Genomic DNA, 20371 nt, shown 5'->3' on the forward strand with positions numbered 1-20371 from the left:
ACAACATGCGCAATCGGTGACGATGGGAAAATACAATGGCTAAAGGTCAATTGAAAAGCGATCTCGCCCTATATCTCAAGCAAATCGATGAGTCACCTCTCCTAACCGCCGATCAGGAGAAAGATCTCTGTCGTAAAATCATCCATCAAAACTGCCCCGCAGCACGCGAGCACATGATCCGCTCCAACCTGCGCCTCGTCGTCTCAGTTGCCAAAAAATACAATCGGCGAGGACTCCCACTTCAAGACCTCATCGAAGAAGGTAACCTCGGCCTACTCCGCGCCGTCGAAGGCTTTGACCCTGAAATGGGCGCGCGATTCTCAACCTATGCCTGCTGGTGGATCAAGCAAGCCATCAAACGCGCACTCATCAACGCCGTTCAGCCCATCCACATCCCAGCCTACATGGTTGAACTCATCGCCAAGTGGAAACGCGCCTCACGCGATCTCGAAGAAACCCTCGGCCGCCAACCCAACGTCAACGAGCTCGCTGAACACATGGAACTCCCAGCCAAGAAAATTAAAATCATTCACAAAGCCGTCCGTGCCGCTCAACGCCCCTCACAAAACGGCTCAGGCGATGATGGCGAAGCGCCAACACTCTCCGAACTCATCTCTGATACCCGCACACTCGCACCAGACCAACAACTCGCACTCAATGACGATCTGGACACAATCTCGCAGCTTCTCGAAGTCATCGACGATCGCGAAGCAACCATCCTCCGTCTCCGCTACGGCCTCGATGACCACGAGCCTATGACGCTCAAAGAAATCGGCCAGCACATCGGCCTCACCCGTGAACGCGTTCGTCAAATCGAAATCGAAGCTCTCAAAAAACTCAACGCCCGCATGTCCTCCAATCGCCCCCTCGCCGCCATCAAGGCTCGGCAACAATACCTCCAAAAACAAACCGCCTAATCCCCCCCCCTCATCCCCTCCTCATCAACCCCACACACCTCAGAAATACTATAAAAACGAATCGTACTCCGCAGCACGTCTAATCATGACATAGACGTGCTGTTTTTTTATCGCAACTATCCTCCTCCCACACATACCATTCTCTACAACATCCATCCACAAGCCCCGCACCGCCGGTGCGGGGGTGTCGCCCCAACCGCGTTTATAAAAACAATTCGCAACTAGCCGCCGCGACACTTCGCTGCGCGTTCTTCGCCCGCCACCCCTCGCATTCTTCCTAGCATCCCCACACTTTAAAACAGCAACATCTCGCTCCGCCTATCTGAGAAGGTACACCCATTCACTCATCAAGCCCCAAAAAATCCTCACGCATATCCCTTAGCGCCGGAAACCTCCCCCGATACTCATCCAAAACATCCAGATCAATATCCCACATCACTAACCCCTCATCTTCGCCGCCGTCCGCCCGGATTTCGCCCAGCGCATCAATCACGAGACTCCGCCCGTTGTACGCCAAAAACGGGTCATCACCCACCCGATTCACCGCCACCACAATCGCCTGATTCTCAATCGCCCGCGCCTGATTCAGTGTCACCCAATGCGCAATCCGCTTCTCAGGAAAATTCGCAATTACCGTGATCACCTCCGCACCCTTCGCCGCTCCATGCCTGAATATTTCCGGGAACCTGACGTCATAACAAACAAACGGAGCCACCGTCAGCTCACCCCATTTAAACGTCACCACCTCATCACCACTGTTATAAAAATCCGTCTCCTGCCCATACGAAAACGGATGGATCTTTGTATACCTGCAAACTTCTTCCCCCTCAGGATTCATTACCACACACAAATTAAGCCCCTTCCGATTACCATTCGGCCTAGGATCCCGCTCCACCAACCCACCCATCATGTAGACCTCATACTTCCTCGCCAGCCGTTTCATAAACTTTTCAGTCACGACCTCATCACCCTCTGCCGTCTTATTCACCTTCAGCGAAAACCCCGTACTAAACATCTCAGGCAAGCACACCATTGCACCCTTCTTGATCTCCCCACACCGTTCATCCAGCAGCGCCTCCACCCTCTCATAATTCATCTCACGATCTTCCCACGCGATATCAAACTGCACCCCAATAACCTGCTGCGTACGATGTTCTTTGGTCTTACTCATTCCCATATTCTACAGCCATCCCCCCCCATCCAGCCACCTTTCCACTGACTTCAATCAACCTCCCTATCCCTCAAGCCCGCCACCGCTGGTGGCGGGGTGTCTATCCAACTCACTTTCAAATCGCCAATTCGAGTCCCGCGCATACGTCCTCTACGCAAACCCCATACCAAACCACCAACAAAAAATTCTGTGCGCAAAATCGCAAAAATACCCTTTAAAACAACTCCAAAACAGATTCATTTCTCGCAATAGCTTCTCAGAATCGCACTGTTTCTAACCAGAACACACACAAATCAACACCAAACCGATAAGGGTAAATCACGAAAAATCAAAACCTGTGCGCACAAACGCGCCGCGCATTTCCCGGCAGTATTCATAACCTCATATTTTTCACTTCAATTTCACATTTTCAATCTCATTCGCCCCAATCCCGCTCATCTCAAATCCCATATTTCAAGCACACACAAAACCACTCATTCAACATTTCATGCGCACAAACAAAAAAAGCGGTAACTTACGTCACCGCTTTCTCAATCTTGATTTCAATTAAGCTTACTTTTTCACAGTTTTATAAAACGGCAAGCTCACAACTTCTGCTTCAATCTCCGCACTCCCCAAATCAACCGTCACCTTATCGCCCACATTCACACTTCCCGGCTTCACATACGCCATCGCGATCGGACAACCCAGCGTTGGCGACGAACAACCGCTCGTCACAATTCCCAAATCCCCAACACCATTCTTCACAACCATCCCCTGACGTGGTGTGCGTTTGCCATCAACCTTCAACCCGATCAACGTTTTCTGTAATCCCGCTTCCTTAACCTTTTTCAATGCATCCTGACCGATGAACTTTTCGCCCATCTCGTCTTCGTCTTTGTCCAAACTCACCGCGAAATCCAAACCCGCCTCAAACGGATTCGTGTCTTCATCCAATTCATGCCCATATAACGGCATGCCCGCTTCCATACGCAGTGTATCACGCGCACCCAAGCCGCAAGGTTTTACATCAGCATCTGCGCTCTTGTCTTTTAGCAACAGCTTCACCGCCATGCTGGCCATGTTTGCACCGAGAATCACTTCGACCCCGTCTTCGCCCGTATACCCTGTGCGGCTAATTGTCATTTTCAAAATCAATAAATTTTTCTGACAAAAACCGTATTTTTTGAGGCTTGGAACCTCTTTTGAAAATTGTCCGATCATATCCATGACCTTCGGGCCTTGCACCGCAACCATCGCGGTTGATTCGGTCTGGTCATCGATCTTAACCACAAAATCACCCTTCACATCTTCAAAATGCTTGAGCAGTTTTTCGCGGTTGGATGCGTTCACAACCAGCATCCAATGATCTTCGAATTTATAAATGATCACATCGTCAAGCACGCCGCCGTCTTCGTTGCAAACCATCGCATATCGGCATTGCCCTTCTTGCATGTTCGACACGCGGCGCGTGAGGATGCGTTCGAGGAATCGTCGGGCGTGCCTGCCGCTGAATTTGATGCGGCCCATGTGCGAGACATCAAAGAGTCCGCCACTGTTTCGCACTTGGTTGTGCTCTTCGATGATGGAACCAAAACTAATCGGCATTTCCCACCCTGCGAAGTCGACAAACTTCGCGCCATTGTCCTGCATGAACTTATAAAATGGTGTTTTCTTCAACACGAATTTCCTTAATGGTTACAGGCGTATTCACTACATATTTGCCGACTGCGTCACTTGCACCTGATTCGGTTGATTCGAGCGGTGAACTAAAAAATGCGGATCGATACGTGTTCGCTCGACAATCTCATCGTAGGGCGCATGCATGCGCGGCTATCTTTTCAAAACACACTCCTTGCCTTATCTCGCATCTGGTTAACATTCTCAACAGGCGAGTAAGGCATAGCATATCTTACCCGCTTTCGAGCGGGCAGGGGGTAAAAACCATGAATTTACCTTGCCCAGGCGCTTTAGTTTGGGTTGTCATCTATAGATAACATCGTGTGACGAATTGTTTAAACCTGTGCGGAGATGTGGGTAGATGCCGGGGCGATTGGATGTTGTGGCGGCAGGGTTGAGATGTAAAAACACCCCTCTGCTAGCGCCCATGAAGCAGAGAGGTGCACGATGTAAATAAGAAGGACTGACTTCTATTTATGCTGTTTGCTTGATCACGCTGGGGTGATCTTTATGTCACGCGAGCTTGTTGCGTAGCGATGTGGTTAATGAGGACGCGTCTGCGTGTTGCTTAACGAGTTCGAGCTCTTTTGAAACCTGTTTGACCCATTCGATGATACGCTCTTCGGTTTTATCGCTTTCACCTTCTTCATCGAGGGCGAGGCCGCAGAATTTGTTGCCATCAATGACGGCGCGGCTGTCGTCGTAGATGTAGTTTTCGGTGGGCCAATAGCCGATGGCTTTGGCGCCGCGTTCAAGTAATTTGTCGTGGAGGATGCCCATCGCGTCCTGATAGGTGTCTGAGTAGGCTCCCGCATCTCCAAGGCCAAAAAGTGCGAAGGTTGAGCCGGAGAGATCGGTATCGTCCAATTGCTCGTATGCATCGAACCAATCGCATTGGAGCTCGCCGATGTCCCAGGTCGAGATGCCTGCGATGAGCAGGTTGGGTTGGTTGAATTGTTCGGGGGTTGCGTCACACACGTCGAGGACTTCCACTTGGTAATCTGCGTTTAGGTTGGTGAGTTCATCGGCAATGATTTCGGCTGCATTCTGGGTATTTCCGGTGCTGCTGCCGTAGATGATGGTGATTTTCATAGTGTGTTGATCCTTGGTGGTACGGATGATGAAAACGTTGTGGGCGTGGTGTGATGAGCGGTGATGAGGGGGGGAGAGATTGTGGGGGGATGGGATTTAGTTGCGGCCGAATGGGTCGTTGAGTGATGCGGGGTGTGGTTCGTTCATCGCATCGGCGGCGAGTTGCTCGGTGTAGTCTAGGGCAGCCTGATTGACGAGCTTCTGGAGCTTTTTGACTTCGCCGGGCCCGAGTTCGAGGCTGGCGCAGCCGATTTTTAGCTCATATTTACCCATCCCGCGGCGGGAAAACTGCATGAGTTTCGAGGTTTCAGGCGTAAAGAACATGATTTTGATCCTGTAAATAATATTGAGAATCAGTTTCAATAACGTTGAGGCATAGTTTACCGCGCCGATTTGGATCGTCAAGGGTAGGTGTGGAAAAGTTGGAAATCGTTAGAGAGAGTCGGATAAGGAGAGGAAGCAGGGGGAAGTGGAGTGGGGAAGGGTTGAGGGTGGAAGTGGGGGGATAGCGTTAGAAACGCTGATGATCTGCAATGTGAGAGTGTGGTGGTTGGTCGCTCGTGAGCATGGCTTAGATTTGGGTTTTTCTTGAGTGTCGTTGAAGAGCTGCAGTCTGTCAGGACGCTGCTGCCGTAGTTGGTGGTATAGGTATTGGTTATGAATATTGATTGTGGGTTGTAGCACACCCCACGACCGGCGGTCGTGGGCTTGATGGAATCATGAGATGAATTGGCGTGAGAGGTAATTGCGGCAATCATTGATTGATCGTGTGAATGGCTTTTGTTGTTTGTTTAAGCATGTCGTGAATGGTTGGGGTATGTAGATGGGAAAATATCGGGAGTGGGTTGGCGGTTTGGATGTTGGCTATCGATATTGATTGTGATTTGTAACATAACCCACGATCGGTGGTCGTGGGTTTGATGGCGTGTTGAGATGATTGATACGAGGGATCGATGGCTGGTTAGGTTGGTTGAAAATGCGTGTCAATAATAATACTGCACGTCTATTAGTTAGATAGACGTGCAGTATTCGTTTGTTGGATTGTATTTAGTAAGGGGGGGATGGGTTATGCGTGTTTGCGGCGAAGGAGTGCGAGGGAGCCGAGTGCGAGGAATGAGAGTGATGCGGGCTCTGGTACGAAGTTGTACTGGATGGCGGAGCCATCGGTTAGCTCAACGGTAAGGCCAGAGATAGAGCCGTCGTATGCCCAGCCTGCACCGGTGTCGCCAGCGTTGATGGAAAGGGCGAGAATGGATTCGGAGCCATAGGAGGATTTGAGAGCGGCAAGGTCATTGCCGGCGGCGTTGAATGTGTTGTTGGTGCTTTGGAAGATGAGTTTGGTGTTGGCATCGGTGCTGCTCGTGTCCCAATGAGTCCAAGTGTTGTCGACGGCGGAGCCGTTGGCTTGTGAGATGTAACCAACTTCAGCGGTGAAGCGGTTGCGGTACCATGAGAAGTCGCCGCCATCATCTTGCTTGGCGGTGTAGATCTGGATATACCAATCGAGTGCATCGGAGACGTTGGCGTCTTTGGTGTTGTAGGTGATGCGAGCGATGTCGTTGATGGTTTTGCTTGCGAGTGGGCCACCGTCAGGTGTCCACGCGAGGTATTGCTTGATGTTGTTGTTGCCTGCGGGGATAGAGGCATTCCAAGTGTTTGAGGCTGGGCCGTCGGTTGTGTGTGTGACGGAGAGGGTGCCGGTATAGGTTGGGAGTGGTACGTTGATTTCAGTGGTTGCAGCAGAAGCTGTCGCGGTGAGGCCGAGTGCGATAGTGGCTGAATAGAATAGTGATCTCATCTTTCTTCTCCTTGATAAAAATGGTTATGAGCCAGCGTAAAGAGCCGAAGCAAATAATCGCAGTAACTGTTAGCAATTACTAACAGCGCAGGCGATATTCACATTGTGTCAATTAAAACTAGAAGAGGGGGGCTCTTCTCTCATTCCTACAATTGTTAATATATAATTAAGTGTGTTCAGATTGCAAGTGTTATTGTACAGATATGCAATAAACACTTGTTTTGTGGTTTATTTGTTAATGTAGGTAATAATAGATGTCTCGAATAACAATCTAATCAGAAGATAGTTTTGTTTTCTAGAAGGGTGTTTGTGATGGCTTGTGCGTTGATATTGAGTGAGTTTGTTGAAGAAATTGGGCGGCGTGGGCTTGGGGTGAAGCATGTGAATGTGAGGGTTAAGGGTGAGATGGTGGGGGAGTATGATTTTGAGGAGGTGAAGCCACGACTTTTGTGGTCGGTGAGTAAAGCGGTGACGGCATTGGGAGTTGGGATAGCGATCGATGAGGGGCTGTTTGGGTTGAAGGATTGTGTGGTTGAGTTTTTTGAGGGGTATGAGATTGTGGACGAGCGGAAAAAGCGGGTGACGGTTCGAGATCTTTTGGTGATGGCGACAGGGCATCGAAAGTGTGGGCTGTCAACGGTGCCATGGGAAGAGGGTGTGGATGTTGATTTTGCAGAATACTTTTTTGATATGCCTATGGTGATAGAGCCGGGTGAGAAATTTGTGTATGACAACTCGGCAACGTATATGTTGTCGCGGATTATGGAAGTGGTGACGGGTGAGTTGTTGGAGGATTTTGTGTATGAGCGCATTTTGAGGAAGTTGGGGATCGAGAAGCCGTATTGGGAAAGATGTCCGAAGGGGCATACGTTTGGATTCTCGGGGTTGCACTTAACGGCGCGTGATTTATCGAAGGTTGGGCAATTGATGTTAGATGGGGGAGCGTGGGAAGGTGAAGAGGTTGTGCCAAGTTGGTTTATCGAGGAGATGGGGAAATGCCAGATTGATAACACGACGCATGAGAAAGAGAAGGGAATCGTGGAGCATCATGCGGGGTATGGGTATCAGGTTTGGTTGAATTCTCGTGTGCCAGGTTCGTATCGGATGGATGGGGCGCGGGGGCAGTATTGTATTGTGTTGCCTGATGAGGAAGCGGTGGTGACGGTGTTGTCGGATCAGGAGGATGAGCCGCTGGATATTTTGGTTGTTGTGTGGGAGACATTACTCGATAAGATTCGAGAGTAGATAGGGGGGGGTAACTAAGCGATAGATCGGCTGGCTAGTTGGTTGTATAGAGATCGATACATGTTTGTGCGATATGTCGCCATTGGTATTGAGCGTTGACGAGATTATAGGCATTTGCTTGAAGTGTTTGCGCTAGTTGTGGGTCATTGAAGAAATTGACGAGGGCTTGAGCGATGATGTCGGTATCAAGGGGTACACAGATGCCGGCGTTATGTTGTTCGAGTTCGGGGAAGTGGCAGTCGTGGGAGACGATGACAGGTGTTTTGCAGGTTAAAGCTTCGAGGATTGCTACGGAGAAACCTTCTTGGCGCGAGGTGAGGGCGAAGCATGAGGCTTTGCGGATGAGTTCGAACTTAGCTGAGCCATAGACAGGGCCTATGAGGTGTATGTGCGGTTTGGCGTTTAGTGAATTGATGATTGTGTTGAGTTCGTTGAGGTAGTTGCTACCCGGTCCGGCGATAATGAGATTGGTGCCTGAAGGTAGGTTGGGTAGTGCTTTGTCGAAACTATTGACGAGGTAGTCGAGACCTTTCTTGTAGTGTATGCGTGAAAGAAAGAGGATGGTGGGGCCTGAATTGAGTAGGTGGCTGATGCTTTGGTCGAGTGTGCCAGTAATGTTCTCGATTTCGTCGTATGTGAGGTCGATGCCATTGGGAATGGTTTTGAGTGGTGCGGTGATTTGGTTTTTGGCTACCTCGATGGTTTCGTGTTTGTTAAGGCAATGGATAAACGCTGATTTATTGAGTATGTTGCGAAGGCCTAGTTTGAGTGAGATAGATTTTTTGAGTTTCTTTTGTTGCATGCACCAATGATCAAGCATGCCGTGTGGGGCGATGGTGTAGGGGATGTTGGCTTTACGGGCGGAGCGACACGTAGCGATGACGAGTGGGTACCAGTTGCCGTGGCCGTGGATGAACTCGGTGTTGGATGGGAAATATTTATGGAGATCAGAAGTGAAGAAGAGGTCGATGGGAGCTTTGCGGGTTTGTGGGACGTCGATGAACTGAAGTTTGTCCGAGCCTTTGATGTGCGCGTATTTAGGGAGGAACTGGACGGGGTTATTGAAGGACATGATATGTACACGATGGCCAAGGAGTGCTTGTGCGGAAGCGAGTTGGACAACAACTGAGGGGGGGCCGCCGTCGGCTGGATTGAGGCTATCGATGACGTGGAGGATGTTCACTGTGGATCTCTGTGAGGTTTTAATGTGGGGTAGAGGTTATAGTTTACCTAAAGGGTAGAGGGGAGGCTACGTTAAGAAGAGATGTGATTGCCGTTGGGTGGGGTTTGCGAGGGTTGTAATGATTATTCTTGAGGCTGTGCTTTGGGCCAATCTTTTTCGGCTTTGTAGATTTCATCAGTCGTTTTAGGGGGGATGCCGAGGTATTGGAGCGAGGCTTCCATGACTTCACGGACGGCTGGGGTGGCGACTTGGCCGCCGTAGTGTGCGACGGATTTGTCTGGATCTTTGACGAAGCAGCCGATGACGAGTTGTGGGTCGTCGAGCGGGGCGCCAGCGACGAAGGAGGAGAAGTATCTATCTTGGAAATAGCCTTTGCCGGGGTTGACGAGTTGTGCGGTGCCTGTTTTGCCGAAGAATTCGTATTTGTTTGAGATGGCGTTGCGGCCGCCGCCTTCGAGGATTTGTCGTCGCATGACTTCGCGTGTGAACTGGGCAACGGGCGTTGAGAGGACACGTTTTTCGACGTACATGGGTGCGAAGGGGTCGCGGGCTTCAATGGTGGGTTGGATGAGGATGCCGTCGTTTGCGATGGCGGCAATGGCGGTGGTGATTTGTAAGGCGGTGACGGATATTTGCTGGCCAAATGGGATGGAGTGTTTGGTGTAGTTTTTCCAGCCTTTTTCGGTGGATCTACGGTTCCATACTTGCCAAGATGGGAAGAGTCCGGAGACTTCGCCGGGGAGATTGGAGCCGGTTTTTTTGCCGAAGCCGAAGGCGGAGACGATTTCGTGTAGTTGCTGGAGTGTGATGCGATTGGTGGCTTTGCCCATGCCGATGTTTGAGGAGTTGACAAGGACTTCTTCCCAAGTGTATTTCGATTTTTTGGGTGTTGTGGCGTCACGGATAAGGCGGCCATAGGAGGTTGTCCAACGGCCTTGTTCGGTGGTGAATGTTTCGCCGGGTTTGACTTTACCGAGCTGTGTGATGCCGGACCAGATGATGGGTTTGAAGATTGATCCGGGTTCGAAAACGTCGGTCACGCAACGGTTTTTTTGGAGTTCGAGGTTTGCGGTACGAAAGGTTCGCGGGTCGAAGCTGGGGGTTGAGGCCATGGCGAGGATTTCGCCTGTGCGTGGGTTGATGACGACCATCATGGCGAGTGGTGAGTTGAAGTGTTTGGTGAGGCGGTCGAGGACGTCTTCAGCCATGCTTTGAATGACTGAGTCGATGGAGAGCCGGATGTTTTCGCCGTTTTGGTTGGGTTGGAAGCGTTCGGAGTCGATGCCGATGGCGCGGCCGCGTGAGTCACGCATGTAAACGAATTTACCTTTTTGGCCGGTGAGTCGTTTGTCGAGGGCGAGTTCCAGGCCGGAGAGGCCGACACCTTCGTCGCCGACAAAGCCGATGATCGCGCCGGCGGTTTTACCTTGCGGGTAATCTCGGACTGGCGCGTCGTCGAGAGCGAGGCCGGAGAGTTTGAGACGTTTGAAGGTTTCGAGCCGCTCATCTGTGAGGGCTTTGTCGATGACGACGTAGCGAGATTTGGGGTTGCGCGACATGAGCTTGTCGATCCAGAGCGGGTCGTATCCGAACTCGTGTGTAATGATGTCGGTGAAGATGCCGCGATCGGCGATGAGTTTGGGGTCGATGAAGAGTTTCTTTTTGATGCGAGAGACGGCGAGCGGTCGGCCTTTTCGGTCGGTGATGGTGCCGCGACGTTCGAGAAGTGGGACTTTGGCGTAGTTGCGGCCGAGCTGTTTAACGAGCCGTTCTTCGGGGTTGGTTTGGAGTTGAGCAACGCGGTAGATGAGTACTGAGAAGAGTAGTGTGATGATGATGGCCATGAAGATGCCGAAGCGGAGGACGCGGTTGGCGCCTGCGGTTTCGTCGCCTTTTTCGAAGGCTTTCATGGGGGGAGCGCTAATGTGTCGCATATTTTTGCCGGCGCCGCCGCGGATGGAGAAGAGACCGCCTTCGCCTAACTCACGGTTAGGCAATTCGTTTGGGTCTGTTGTGTCAGTTGCGCCTGATGTGGGTTGGTTTTGTGCGGGATCATTGTGGTCAGCAGAAGAGGGTGTGGGGGAGGGTGTGCTGCCATGGTCATCGGGGAGATGATCGAACAATCCGTCTTGCATGATGGGGAACCAACTCTTTCAATCGCGTGATGGTTTTAGGTGTGTGAGTCTGGAGAGGCAGGCGGGGAGATCGGGCGAAGTTATGGGCTTATGGGTTGTGGAGGTTCGGCTTGTGCGGTGCGTTGATCTTGGGGTTGAGCGATAGGCTCGAGAACGAGCTTGGCGTTGCTTGTGACGCGTTGCACTTCCTGGGGTTTGGTTCGTTCGGCGATGCGGACTTGGATGTCCCAGATTTCTTTGCGTGTGCGGTCGACTTTACGGTGTTCGGCTGTGATCTCGTTCATGATTTCGAGACGTTGCTGGCGGAGGGAGAGTAGGCCGACCCCGATACCGGCTGCGAGGATGATCGCTACGAGTATTTTTGGAAACATGTTGGGGGGCCTTTTCTGGTGTGCTTGGAGGGTGTGGCGGTTAGGGGAGTTTGAGTGTTTGTCCGACCTTGATGGCATCGGGTGATTTGAGTGTGGCTTTGTTGAGGTCAAAGATTTCCTGCCAACGTGAGCCGTCACCTAACTCGCGCTTAGCGATGCGGATGAGGCTGTCGCCAGATCTGACGGTGTAGGTTTTTGATGAGGAAGTGGGTTGTGTGTTGCGGGGTGTGGTTGCCCTTGTGGCGGAAGATGTTTGTTGGGTTGAAGGAGCGGGGGTGTTGTCGAGGGTTGGGAGTTTGAGTTTCATGCCTGCGCGGAGTTCGGAGGCATCTTTCATGTTGTTGTGGGCGAGGATTTTCTTCCAGTGCTTTGAGGAGCCGAGGTATCTGAGTGAGAGTTCGGAGAGAGTGTCGCCGGGCTTGACGGTGATTTCGTTTGAAGATTGTGTGGGTGTGCGGGTTGCTGAGGCAGTGGATGTTTGGGTGTTTGTTTCGAGTTCTTTGAGGAGTTTGGGGTCGAATGGGATGGTGAGTTTGGCGCCAGCGATGATTGAGCCGTTGTCGGAGACGCGGGTTGGGTTGGCGTTTTTGATGAGATTCCATTTGTCGCCGTTGCCGTAGTACTTGAGGGCGATGCCGTAGAGTGATTCGTTGGGTTTGACGATGTGGATGCGAGCGTCGCGGTTGCCGGGGGTGATGGATGTGGAAGGAGTTGTGGGGATGGCGGTGCCGATGATGCGGTTTGCGGGTGGGCGGTTTGTGGTTGAGGTTGGCCGATCAAAGATCGATGGGCGGCGTGCTGCAGGTGTCGTTGGTTGTTGAGCGGCTGTGCGGTCTTGGTCGTTTTGAACCGAGCGTTCGTAACTGGTGAGTGGGCGCGTGGGCGATTGGTTTTGCGGAGTCGTGTTTTGAGCTGCTCGGTTGAGGAGCGCAGCGGCTCGTGATGAGGTGTTGTTACGGCGCGTCGCGGGTGGTGTTGTATTATTTTGATCGGTGTTGGTGTCGGTGGCCATGGCGCGAACGAATTGTGGTCGTTGCGGTGTGGTTGTGCGAGGGGGGAGTGTGTTGGGGGAGGGGAGTGCGCGTCGGAGTGGTTGCGGGGCGGGGTTGGTGTTGGGGTTGTTGAGGGAGGGGGCTTGTCGACGGGACATGCGCGACTCGTCGGCGGCGCGGTCGACGTATTCGAGAACGTTTGCGTCGGCGCTTGGGGTGTTCTTGGTGCTTGCGAGATGATCGGCGGCGATGATGCCGATGAGCATCACGACGGCAACACCGAAGAGTAGACCTACTTTTGTTTCACGTGTCATAACGCCCTGCCATCCGTGTCAGAGGTTTTAACTGAACTGCTGTTACAAAGTGGCTGCTGGTGGTTGGGTTAGCGGCCAGTGTGTCATCATCCTGATGACGAATTTGAAGGTTTTCTCGCCTCTTGGTGCGTGTGCCTTTGTTAAAAGGCTGTGGTATTCAAGCATAACAAAAAGTGCTTGGTTTTGCCTTGAAAAAGATGTTTCAGGGCGTTGAAATCAGTCTGCTAACAGGCTTTACACAAGTTGTGTGTGCTTGTGAGTTTTTGAGGAGGAAATGGGAATGCGTGTTATGTGAGTTTTTGGATGACACGCATTTTTGCACTGCGTGATCGAGGGTTGCGGTCGGCTTCGTCGAGTTGGGCAGTGAGGACGCGGCGTGTAATGCGTTTGTATATTGGTGAGTCGCCTGAGGAGTGGTCGCGGAAGTTAAATTTCACGCGGCGGTCTTCGAGTGAGTGGAAGCTAATGATTCCGGCTCGGCCGTTGGGTTGTAAAAGCCTTGGCAACTCATTTAAGAGATGGTCCAACGCATCGAGTTCACCATTGACGGCGATACGCAAAGCCATGAAGGTGCGTGTCGCGGGGTCAATCATCCCACCACCCCCCCTATTTTTTCCACCCTTTTTGCCTTTGGCTCGACCCTTGTTGCCAAATCTAAGAGCGGGGCGTTTGCCACCGATCCAAGCTTTGCCGCCGGGATAGCAGCCTCGGATGAGATCGGCGAGTTCTTCAGTATTTTCTATCGGACGTTCGGTACGAGTTTCGATAATTTTTCGTGCAATTCGGCGTGAGAGGCGTTCTTCGCCGAGCTGATAGATGAGATCGGCGAGTTCTCGCTCGGGGAGTTGATGGATGAGTTCGTGGGCGGTGATGCCTTGCGAGGGGTCGAGTCGCATGTCGAGTGGGCCTGCGCCTTTGAAAGAGAGACCTCGGGAAGGGTCATCCATTTGGTTTGAGGCGAAGCCGAGGTCGGCGAGGAGGACGTCGACGGCGGGGATGGGGGGCTTGAGGCTGTTGATCGCGTCGTGTGCTGCGGTGAAGTTGGTGTGGATGATGTCGAGTTTGACGTTGTGTTTTTCGGCGATGGGTGTGAGGCGCTGGCGGGCGAAGTTGGCGTTTTGGGCGTCGGTGTCGAGGCCGATGTAGTGTCCGCCGGTGAGCTGTGGGATGATGAGGGTGGCGTGTCCGCCGCGGCCGATGGTGCAGTCGAGCACGGTTTTGTTGGGCTGAACGTCGAGTAGTTCGAGGATTTCACGCCAAAGCACGGGGATGTGGCCGACGGTGTGCTCGACCTGACCCCAGGTGTAGATTTCGTTGGCGAGATCATCGGGGGATGGTTGGGGGGAGGTCTTTGGGGGGATCTGGGGGGGGATGTTGTCGGGTGTGGAATCCATGTGATTATGATACTGAGATTGTGTGGATGCGTCCTGATAATAGATTGTCGGTGCTAAGGCATAAATTAGATGTGATGGATTGGGAGATGGGTCGTACAATAGGTGTATGAGCAAATTGAAGATCAGATCAACGACGGTGCTGTCAGTGCGGCGTGGCCAAGAGGTTGCGATCGCAGGTGATGGGCAGGTAACGATGGGGAATACGGTGGCGAAGGCGGACGCGACGAAAGTGCGTAAGCTCAAGGGTGTCGGTGCGGAAAAGGCAGGGGTGTTGGTTGGGTTTGCAGGATCTGCCGCGGATGCATTTGCGCTGATGGAAAGATTTGAGGAGCATTTGAAGGATTCGCCTGCGAATATCAAACGGGCGAGCGTGGAGTTGGCGAAGCAGTGGCGAACAGATCGAGCGATGCGCAAGTTGGAAGCATTATTGTCTGTGGCTGATCGAGAGTGCTCGCTGTTGGTTTCGGGGACGGGTGATGTGATCGAGCCTTCGGATGGTGTGTTGGGGATTGGGTCGGGTGGAGATTACGCAAGGTCTGCGGCTCGGGCATTGCTGACGCACACGGATCAATCAGCTGAGGAGATCGTGAAAAATTCGATGGCGATTGCTGGCGACTTGTGTATTTACTCGAACACGAATGTGACGGTTGAGGTGCTTTAGGGCTTATTGTTTAACATGTATATATTTGAAAAGCTTGCTGGTACTCAGTGAGCTTTTTTGTTGAGATATGCGTGGTTATTATGAGAGTCGACGGCGGCGTTGAAGGTATGCGAGTGAGGCGAAAATCTGTCGCAATAGACATTTTCTTAATGGGTGTGTTTGACTTTGATATGGCATAAGCGGTGTGGATATGTTGATTGTATGAGGTTTATCCACAGGTTGGAATGGGTGTGCGAAGTGGCTGAGCCGGTTTGAATGGGTGGGTTTTTAGGCTACAATGCCCCTTCGCAATTGAAAAGAGCCCGTGTGGCGGAATTGGCAGACGCGCCGTCTTCAGGTGGCGGTCCCGGCAACGGGGTAGAGGTTCGAGTCCTCTCACGGGCATTTTTGTGACAACGCTTTACGATGTAGAGCGTTGTTTTTTTATGCGCTTATTGGAGAGAAAAGAGCTGGGGCGTGGAGGGTTATGAGGATGGGATGGTGATGGCGACGGCACCCTTGGTGTGGCCTTGCTCGACATAGGTGTGGGCGTCGGCGATTCGACCCAGTGTGAAGGTTTGGTCGATGAAGGGCGAGATGTGCCCAGCTTCGATGTGAGTGCGGAGAGTGATGAGGTCTTGTTGGCGATCGGGATTGATGGCGCAGATGACGCGCTGTTTGGATGTGAGTTTGGTGAGAAGCATGTGGAGGAGTTCACGTGAGCCGAAGGTTGTGGTGAGGTAGGTGCCGGTTGGTGTGAGGATGTGTTTGATGGCTGGGTAAGAAGATTTGCCGACGGTGTCGAAGATGACGTCGTAGGTTTGGTTGAGCGTGTCGAGTGATTGGGATTGATAGTCGATGGTATGAGTTGCGCCGAGTGATTTTGCAAATGGGTGATTGGATTGGGAGCAGACTGCGGTAACAGTTGCGCCGCTGTGTTTGGCGAGTTGGGTCGCGAAGGAACCAACGGCTCCCGTAGCGCCGATGATGAGGATGTTTTGATTGGGTTTGAGGTTTGCAAGTGAGAGGAAGTAGAGTGCGGTGATGCCGCCGAACGGGACGATGGCGGCTTGTTCGTGCGTGAGGTTGCTGGGTTTGATGGCGATATTTTTTTCGGGGAGACAAATATATTGTGCGTTTGCGCCGAAGCCTGTGCCGGTGAAGCCGAAGACATGATCGCCGGTTTTGAATTGCGATGTGTTGTTGCCAGCGGATTCGATGATGCCAGAAAATTGGTTACCGAGGATTTGTTTGCGGGGTTTGGTGATGCCGAACATGAAGCGGGCAGGGATGTAGAAGAGCAGGGGGATTTTTTTGAAGGCGCGGATGGTGGTATCGCCGGTGGTGACAGAGGAGGCGATGATGCGTATGAGGCATTGATTGGGTTTAGGTGTTGGTTGTGGTACGTCCTGAACGGAGAGAACGCTGGGCGGGCCGTAGGATTTGTAGATAGCAGCTTTCAATTTTGATCCCTCCCTGTATGGCATACACGGGTGAAATAAGTAGGCAGAGTATCATGTGATCGCAATCGTATAAGTTATGGGAAGCACGTTGAATTGCAATGGTAGGGACTAAAGAAAAAGCTCTTTGCGATGGCAAAGAGCTTGTATCTGTTTTGAATGTTTGGATTGCTATGCGGTACGGCGGCGACGAGAGAGTGGGATGAGAAGTGAGCTCAGCAGGAAGAGTGAGGTTGGTTCTGGGATGGTGATGAGCTCGAGTAGTTCGTCTGCGGTTTTGCCGAAGTTAATCGCGATAACGTTGAGGTCGAGCGCATCGACGATGTTGTCGCCATTGAAGTCGCCGGTATTCCATTGCTGATTAAAAGATTGAGGTGATTTATTGAAGTTGACTGCAATGATATTGAGGTCAGACGCGTCGACAAGGCCGTCGAGGTTAGCGTCACCGAGGAGGGCTACTTTGCCAAGAACGGCGGCGCCTTCTTGGTGAATGTTGAAGCCGAGTGATTCGTTGATGATTGTGTTTTCAACGGAAGTGAAGCCGGAGCCGGTGAATGGATCGGTCGTCCAGATGAGGGAAACGATGTCGCCTTCGTTGGCGGAGAAGTCTTCATCGAGGTTAAGGCGGAGTGTGCCGTTGAGAGATGCGCCTTCGGAGAGTGTGAGGATATATTCGGTTGTAGGTTCGGTGACGTTGAGGGTGAGGCCGGCATTGCCTGTGAGGGAGAGGTAGTCGGCGGAGAAGTTTTCGTTGATGTGGAGGAAGCCTTTATGGACGATGGCGCGGTCAACGTGGTTGCGTTGCGTATCATCAGTGAGTGCTTCAGAAGCGAGGTTGAGTTGCCATGTTTGGTCGGGGGTGTCAGCGACGACGAAGAGTGAGTCGACGCCGTAGAGATCGTGGTTGAATGAGCCAGCGCCGGTGAGTTTGAGGATGTCGCCGTATGTGTTTTCAACGAGATTTTCGCCAGCGAGTCGGATGTCGCCGATGATGTTTGCGCCAGTGTTGAGGTTGACGAAGTCGTTGCCGTCGAATTGTGATTCCCAATCGCCGTTGCCGTTGATGAATTGTGTCGTGATCGCGGCGGATTGACCGTTTTGGTCTATGCTGCTGGCTTTGATCGTGCCGGTGATGTTGTTTGCGTTAATTGTGCGAGCCATGACACCGTAGGCTCTGTTGTTGGCTGTGACGTCGATGGTGCCGTGCATCCCATCGGTGATGGTGAGGCCGATGCCACCTGAGATGCCCCAAGCGTATTGATCGCCGCTGACTTTGATGATCGCGGAATCGGTGAAGGTGTTGAATGCGGTGCCTTGGTACCCTGCGATGCCGCGAGCATAAAATGGTTGCATGATGAGTTCGTTGCCGTTTTCGTCTTGCGTGACACCAACAAAGACTTTGCCTGCAAAATCATTGGTGATTGTGAGTTTACCGTGTGAGAGGATGCCGGTGTGGAGGTCACCGCCGATAGTTGCAGATTCATTAAAGGAGCCGATGTTGATATCACTCATGGCTTGGACTGCGGTGCCGTGAGGTCGGATGAAGTCAAGGTTTGGTACTTCGTCGATGGGTGTGAATCGGCCTTGTATATTGATGTCCCCAGAGAATTGATCGATATTGATTTGGTGGGCGGCGACGAGGCCGTAGATTCCGAGTTGAGAGCTGCCGTAGTCGGCGAATTCAGTGGTGACATTGATGCTGGCAGGCTCTGCGAAGTTGTTGATATCGATGTTGTTGGCAGATTTGATCGCGGCGATGTTACGTGTACCCGTGACGTTGATTTGGCCGGCGAATGTATCGGTGATCACGATGTTTTGATCGGGGGAGCCGGATGAATCGTCGGGTTCGCCGGTGATGAGGCCGTAGACATGGTTGCCGTAGATGTAAGGTTTCTCGTATTCGGGCTCATCGTTGTAGTCGGGGTTCACGCCGCGGCCTATGACGTTGATCTGAGCATCTTCACCGATGGATCCGATTTGGATGGTGCCTTGTTCAGCTTTCATGCCGTATGCGTTTGCATTGTAGCTGCTGTCGATCCCGCTGATGACGTTGATTTGGCTGTTGATTTGGGCGATCTGGATACTGTTGTCATTATTAACAGTGTCATCATCATGGATGTAGTTGTCGGCTTTGATTGCAGCGGTTTCGCTATTGTTTGAGATAACATTGATGGCGCCGGTGATACCGTTGCCGCCGATCTTGATGCCACCGTTTTCGGTATACATCGCGTAGGTCTTGGTGCCGTTATTATCTTTGTCGTAATTTTTTTGTTGAACAGAGATGTTACCGCTGATGCCTCCGCCGATTTGGATGCCAAAGCTGTCGTTGGCATATAGAGCGATCGTATTTCGGTCGTTGTATTCGTCTTCAATGTATCGTGCGTTTGCGATGATGTCGCCGGAGATGTCACCACCGATGTTGATGCTTTGGGAGTAGATACCGTAGGCAGAGTTGTTGCCGTTGTATATTTCAGCTTTGATGGTGCCGGTCACATCGCCATCAATCCTGACATTGTCAGTACTGTAAATACCGATTGCGTTCCCACTGAAGCTTGTCGCTTCGATATAGCTGGAAACATCACCTTTGACGTGAAATTTGTAGGGGCTGTAGTAGAGACCGTAAGCGATGCCGATGGCACCGTGTTCGAAATTGTTGTAGCCCTTGACCAGTCGTTTGGCGATGATTTTACCACCCAAATTTTCATTGAATGCCAGATATGTGCTGCGAATACCAAGGGCCATACCATCGTCATTGTCGCTGAGTGCGAAGATGTTGGCATCGAAGTCGATGTTTGAAATAACGGATCCCCAGATGCCGGTTGCATCACGTCCTTTGGCGGTGATTGAGCCATTAAATTCACCAGCGTATGGGCCGACAGGATATCCATCGTCGTATTCGACTGCTTCACCCAAGACGATTCGCCCGTTCATGCCGATTGCTTTCGTACCTTCGACGGTGATGTTGCCGGTGAAATTGTCATACTGCGCGCGAGCGGCGCTGATGCCATATGCCTGATCTGCGATTACAGTGAGATCACCTGCCATATTTTTGAGTGTAGCAGTACCGCGTGTGTAGATACCGTGTGATGTGCCAGTACTGAAGATATTCAGCAGGCTGTTATCTGCAAATGTGAAGGTTAGGTTGTCATCGTGATTGAAGCTTTGGTTAGGGTTGCTGAATGCTTTGAGCGAGCCGCTAATATCGGTGAGGTTAATGCGGCTTGCGTAGTTGATAGTTGCTGTTCCACTTTCGATAGCCAACCAACTACCATCGTCTTCGTTTCCATTGCCATCAAGATTAGGGTACAAGACGACATCGTGTGCGTTGTTGTAGCCTGGGCCATCAATCGATGCGTCAAAATTGATGGTAGGGTTATCCTCGGTCCCTAAATCTATGAACAGTCGTTCTGCGCCGCCTTCTTTTTGGAATAGGTAGACACCGTTGTCGTTTTCTGTGAAGCCTGCAAAGCTTGGGCTCACGAATGTTAATGTGCAAAATGCGCTGAGAAGTGTTGCAGTACGATAGCGATTTCGGATTGTCATCTCTTTGTCCCTCGGTATCCACTTGTCTACATATCGGCCTTGCCCAGCATGTTGGTTGGGTGAGAATTTTTTAGATATGTAACAAGCTTTGCCCTTAAATGGTAGTTTAATAGTCTTGATTCGCGGATGTCATTGGTTCGTTCAATCTTTGTATAGATATATGCCCATGCTATAGATTTTTTCATACGATTTCTACTGACATATTGCTAAAACATGGGTAATCTTCTTAATTGCGTGATATTTTGACTTAAGTACGCTTGGTTTAGGTTTGGAAAATTCGTGTTGAAATGACGTATTTTGCCTGTATTACCTAATTTGGCGAAATGTATTTGCAATGTATTGACGTGATATTAACTGAAAATTTGAACGAAAGTGACCCGCGTGCAGACCTTTGTGCGATATAAATTGGCCTATTACATAACAGATCGCTCAAGATCTATAACCGTAGGAAGAGAGA

Annotated in this window: 15 protein-coding genes and 1 tRNA gene; 4 read left to right on the forward strand and 12 right to left on the reverse strand. The window is 51.4% G+C overall.

Annotated features, from left to right (window positions below):
- Positions 1–35: 35 nt before the first annotated feature.
- Positions 36–917 (forward strand): sigma-70 family RNA polymerase sigma factor, encoded by an 882-nt coding sequence (locus KS4_RS05485; protein WP_145075727.1) that lies wholly within the window; start codon positions 36–38, stop codon positions 915–917.
- A gap of 340 nt (positions 918–1257) precedes the next feature.
- On the opposite strand, the gene KS4_RS05490 is transcribed toward KS4_RS05485, so the two are convergent.
- The 5 genes from KS4_RS05490 to KS4_RS05510 form a co-directional block, all read right to left on the reverse strand.
- Positions 1258–2088, reverse strand: coding sequence for a carbon-nitrogen family hydrolase (locus KS4_RS05490; RefSeq protein WP_145075730.1), 831 nt, complete (start codon positions 2086–2088; stop codon positions 1258–1260).
- A gap of 552 nt (positions 2089–2640) precedes the next feature.
- Entirely contained in the window at positions 2641–3747 is a 1107-nt protein-coding gene (gene gcvT, locus KS4_RS05495; RefSeq protein WP_145075733.1) for a glycine cleavage system aminomethyltransferase GcvT, read from the reverse strand.
- 513 nt (positions 3748–4260) lie between these two features.
- Positions 4261–4839: a flavodoxin gene (locus tag KS4_RS05500; RefSeq protein ID WP_145075736.1), complete on the reverse strand. Its 579-nt coding sequence runs from the start codon at positions 4837–4839 to the stop codon at positions 4261–4263.
- Positions 4840–4935: 96 nt separating this feature from the next.
- Positions 4936–5163: a hypothetical protein gene (locus KS4_RS05505; RefSeq protein ID WP_145075739.1), complete on the reverse strand. Its 228-nt coding sequence runs from the start codon at positions 5161–5163 to the stop codon at positions 4936–4938.
- A gap of 742 nt (positions 5164–5905) precedes the next feature.
- Positions 5906–6637, reverse strand: coding sequence for a PEP-CTERM sorting domain-containing protein (locus KS4_RS05510; RefSeq protein WP_145075741.1), 732 nt, complete (start codon positions 6635–6637; stop codon positions 5906–5908).
- Between the two features lie 312 nt (positions 6638–6949).
- On the opposite strand from KS4_RS05510, the gene KS4_RS05515 reads away from it, so the two are divergent.
- Positions 6950–7882, forward strand: a complete 933-nt coding sequence (locus tag KS4_RS05515; protein WP_145075744.1) for a serine hydrolase domain-containing protein — start codon at positions 6950–6952, stop codon at positions 7880–7882.
- A 34-nt stretch (positions 7883–7916) separates the two neighbouring features.
- Here KS4_RS05515 and KS4_RS05520 read toward each other — a convergent pair whose 3' ends face one another.
- From KS4_RS05520 to rsmH, 5 genes are all read right to left on the reverse strand, one after another.
- Positions 7917–9065 carry a glycosyltransferase gene (locus tag KS4_RS05520; protein WP_145075747.1) on the reverse strand — a complete coding sequence of 383 codons (1149 nt, stop codon included), beginning with the start codon at positions 9063–9065 and terminating at the stop codon, positions 7917–7919.
- A gap of 122 nt (positions 9066–9187) precedes the next feature.
- Positions 9188–11200 carry a peptidoglycan D,D-transpeptidase FtsI family protein gene (locus KS4_RS05525; protein ID WP_145075750.1) on the reverse strand — a complete coding sequence of 671 codons (2013 nt, stop codon included), beginning with the start codon at positions 11198–11200 and terminating at the stop codon, positions 9188–9190.
- 80 nt (positions 11201–11280) lie between these two features.
- Positions 11281–11571, reverse strand: a complete 291-nt coding sequence (locus tag KS4_RS05530; RefSeq protein WP_145075752.1) for a hypothetical protein — start codon at positions 11569–11571, stop codon at positions 11281–11283.
- Positions 11572–11611: 40 nt separating this feature from the next.
- Positions 11612–12877: a LysM peptidoglycan-binding domain-containing protein gene (locus tag KS4_RS05535; protein ID WP_145075755.1), complete on the reverse strand. Its 1266-nt coding sequence runs from the start codon at positions 12875–12877 to the stop codon at positions 11612–11614.
- A 287-nt stretch (positions 12878–13164) separates the two neighbouring features.
- The gene (rsmH, locus tag KS4_RS05540) at positions 13165–14271 is read right to left on the reverse strand and encodes a 16S rRNA (cytosine(1402)-N(4))-methyltransferase RsmH (protein WP_145075758.1); all 1107 of its coding nucleotides are present in this window, start codon (positions 14269–14271) and stop codon (positions 13165–13167) included.
- Between the two features lie 106 nt (positions 14272–14377).
- On the opposite strand from rsmH, the gene hslV reads away from it, so the two are divergent.
- Positions 14378–14932 carry an ATP-dependent protease subunit HslV gene (gene hslV, locus KS4_RS05545; protein ID WP_145075761.1) on the forward strand — a complete coding sequence of 185 codons (555 nt, stop codon included), beginning with the start codon at positions 14378–14380 and terminating at the stop codon, positions 14930–14932.
- Between the two features lie 300 nt (positions 14933–15232).
- Positions 15233–15316, forward strand: a tRNA-Leu gene (locus KS4_RS05550).
- An 80-nt stretch (positions 15317–15396) separates the two neighbouring features.
- Here the strand turns inward: KS4_RS05550 and KS4_RS05555 are convergent.
- Positions 15397–16374, reverse strand: a complete 978-nt coding sequence (locus KS4_RS05555; protein WP_200761609.1) for an NAD(P)-dependent alcohol dehydrogenase — start codon at positions 16372–16374, stop codon at positions 15397–15399.
- Positions 16375–16542: 168 nt separating this feature from the next.
- Positions 16543–19914, reverse strand: a complete 3372-nt coding sequence (locus KS4_RS05560; RefSeq protein WP_145075767.1) for a dockerin type I domain-containing protein — start codon at positions 19912–19914, stop codon at positions 16543–16545.
- Positions 19915–20371: the final 457 nt, after the last annotated feature.

It is taken from the genome of Poriferisphaera corsica, from assembly GCF_007747445.1.
Lineage (GTDB): Bacteria > Planctomycetota > Phycisphaerae > Phycisphaerales > Phycisphaeraceae > Poriferisphaera > Poriferisphaera corsica.

What these genes read in the sequence shown, in the direction of transcription:
- KS4_RS05560 (WP_145075767.1), bottom strand. Translation starts at nt 19,914, where the DNA reads ATGACAATCCGAAATCGCTATCGTACTGCAACACTTCTCAGCGCATTT.
- KS4_RS05490 (WP_145075730.1), bottom strand. Translation starts at nt 2,088, where the DNA reads ATGAGTAAGACCAAAGAACATCGTACGCAGCAGGTTATTGGGGTGCAG.
- KS4_RS05505 (WP_145075739.1), bottom strand. Translation starts at nt 5,163, where the DNA reads ATGTTCTTTACGCCTGAAACCTCGAAACTCATGCAGTTTTCCCGCCGC.
- rsmH (WP_145075758.1), bottom strand. Translation starts at nt 14,271, where the DNA reads ATGGATTCCACACCCGACAACATCCCCCCCCAGATCCCCCCAAAGACC.
- KS4_RS05530 (WP_145075752.1), bottom strand. Translation starts at nt 11,571, where the DNA reads ATGTTTCCAAAAATACTCGTAGCGATCATCCTCGCAGCCGGTATCGGG.
- hslV (WP_145075761.1), top strand. Translation starts at nt 14,378, where the DNA reads ATGAGCAAATTGAAGATCAGATCAACGACGGTGCTGTCAGTGCGGCGT.
- KS4_RS05535 (WP_145075755.1), bottom strand. Translation starts at nt 12,877, where the DNA reads ATGACACGTGAAACAAAAGTAGGTCTACTCTTCGGTGTTGCCGTCGTG.
- KS4_RS05525 (WP_145075750.1), bottom strand. Translation starts at nt 11,200, where the DNA reads ATGCAAGACGGATTGTTCGATCATCTCCCCGATGACCATGGCAGCACA.
- KS4_RS05515 (WP_145075744.1), top strand. Translation starts at nt 6,950, where the DNA reads ATGGCTTGTGCGTTGATATTGAGTGAGTTTGTTGAAGAAATTGGGCGG.
- KS4_RS05500 (WP_145075736.1), bottom strand. Translation starts at nt 4,839, where the DNA reads ATGAAAATCACCATCATCTACGGCAGCAGCACCGGAAATACCCAGAAT.
- KS4_RS05485 (WP_145075727.1), top strand. Translation starts at nt 36, where the DNA reads ATGGCTAAAGGTCAATTGAAAAGCGATCTCGCCCTATATCTCAAGCAA.
- KS4_RS05510 (WP_145075741.1), bottom strand. Translation starts at nt 6,637, where the DNA reads ATGAGATCACTATTCTATTCAGCCACTATCGCACTCGGCCTCACCGCG.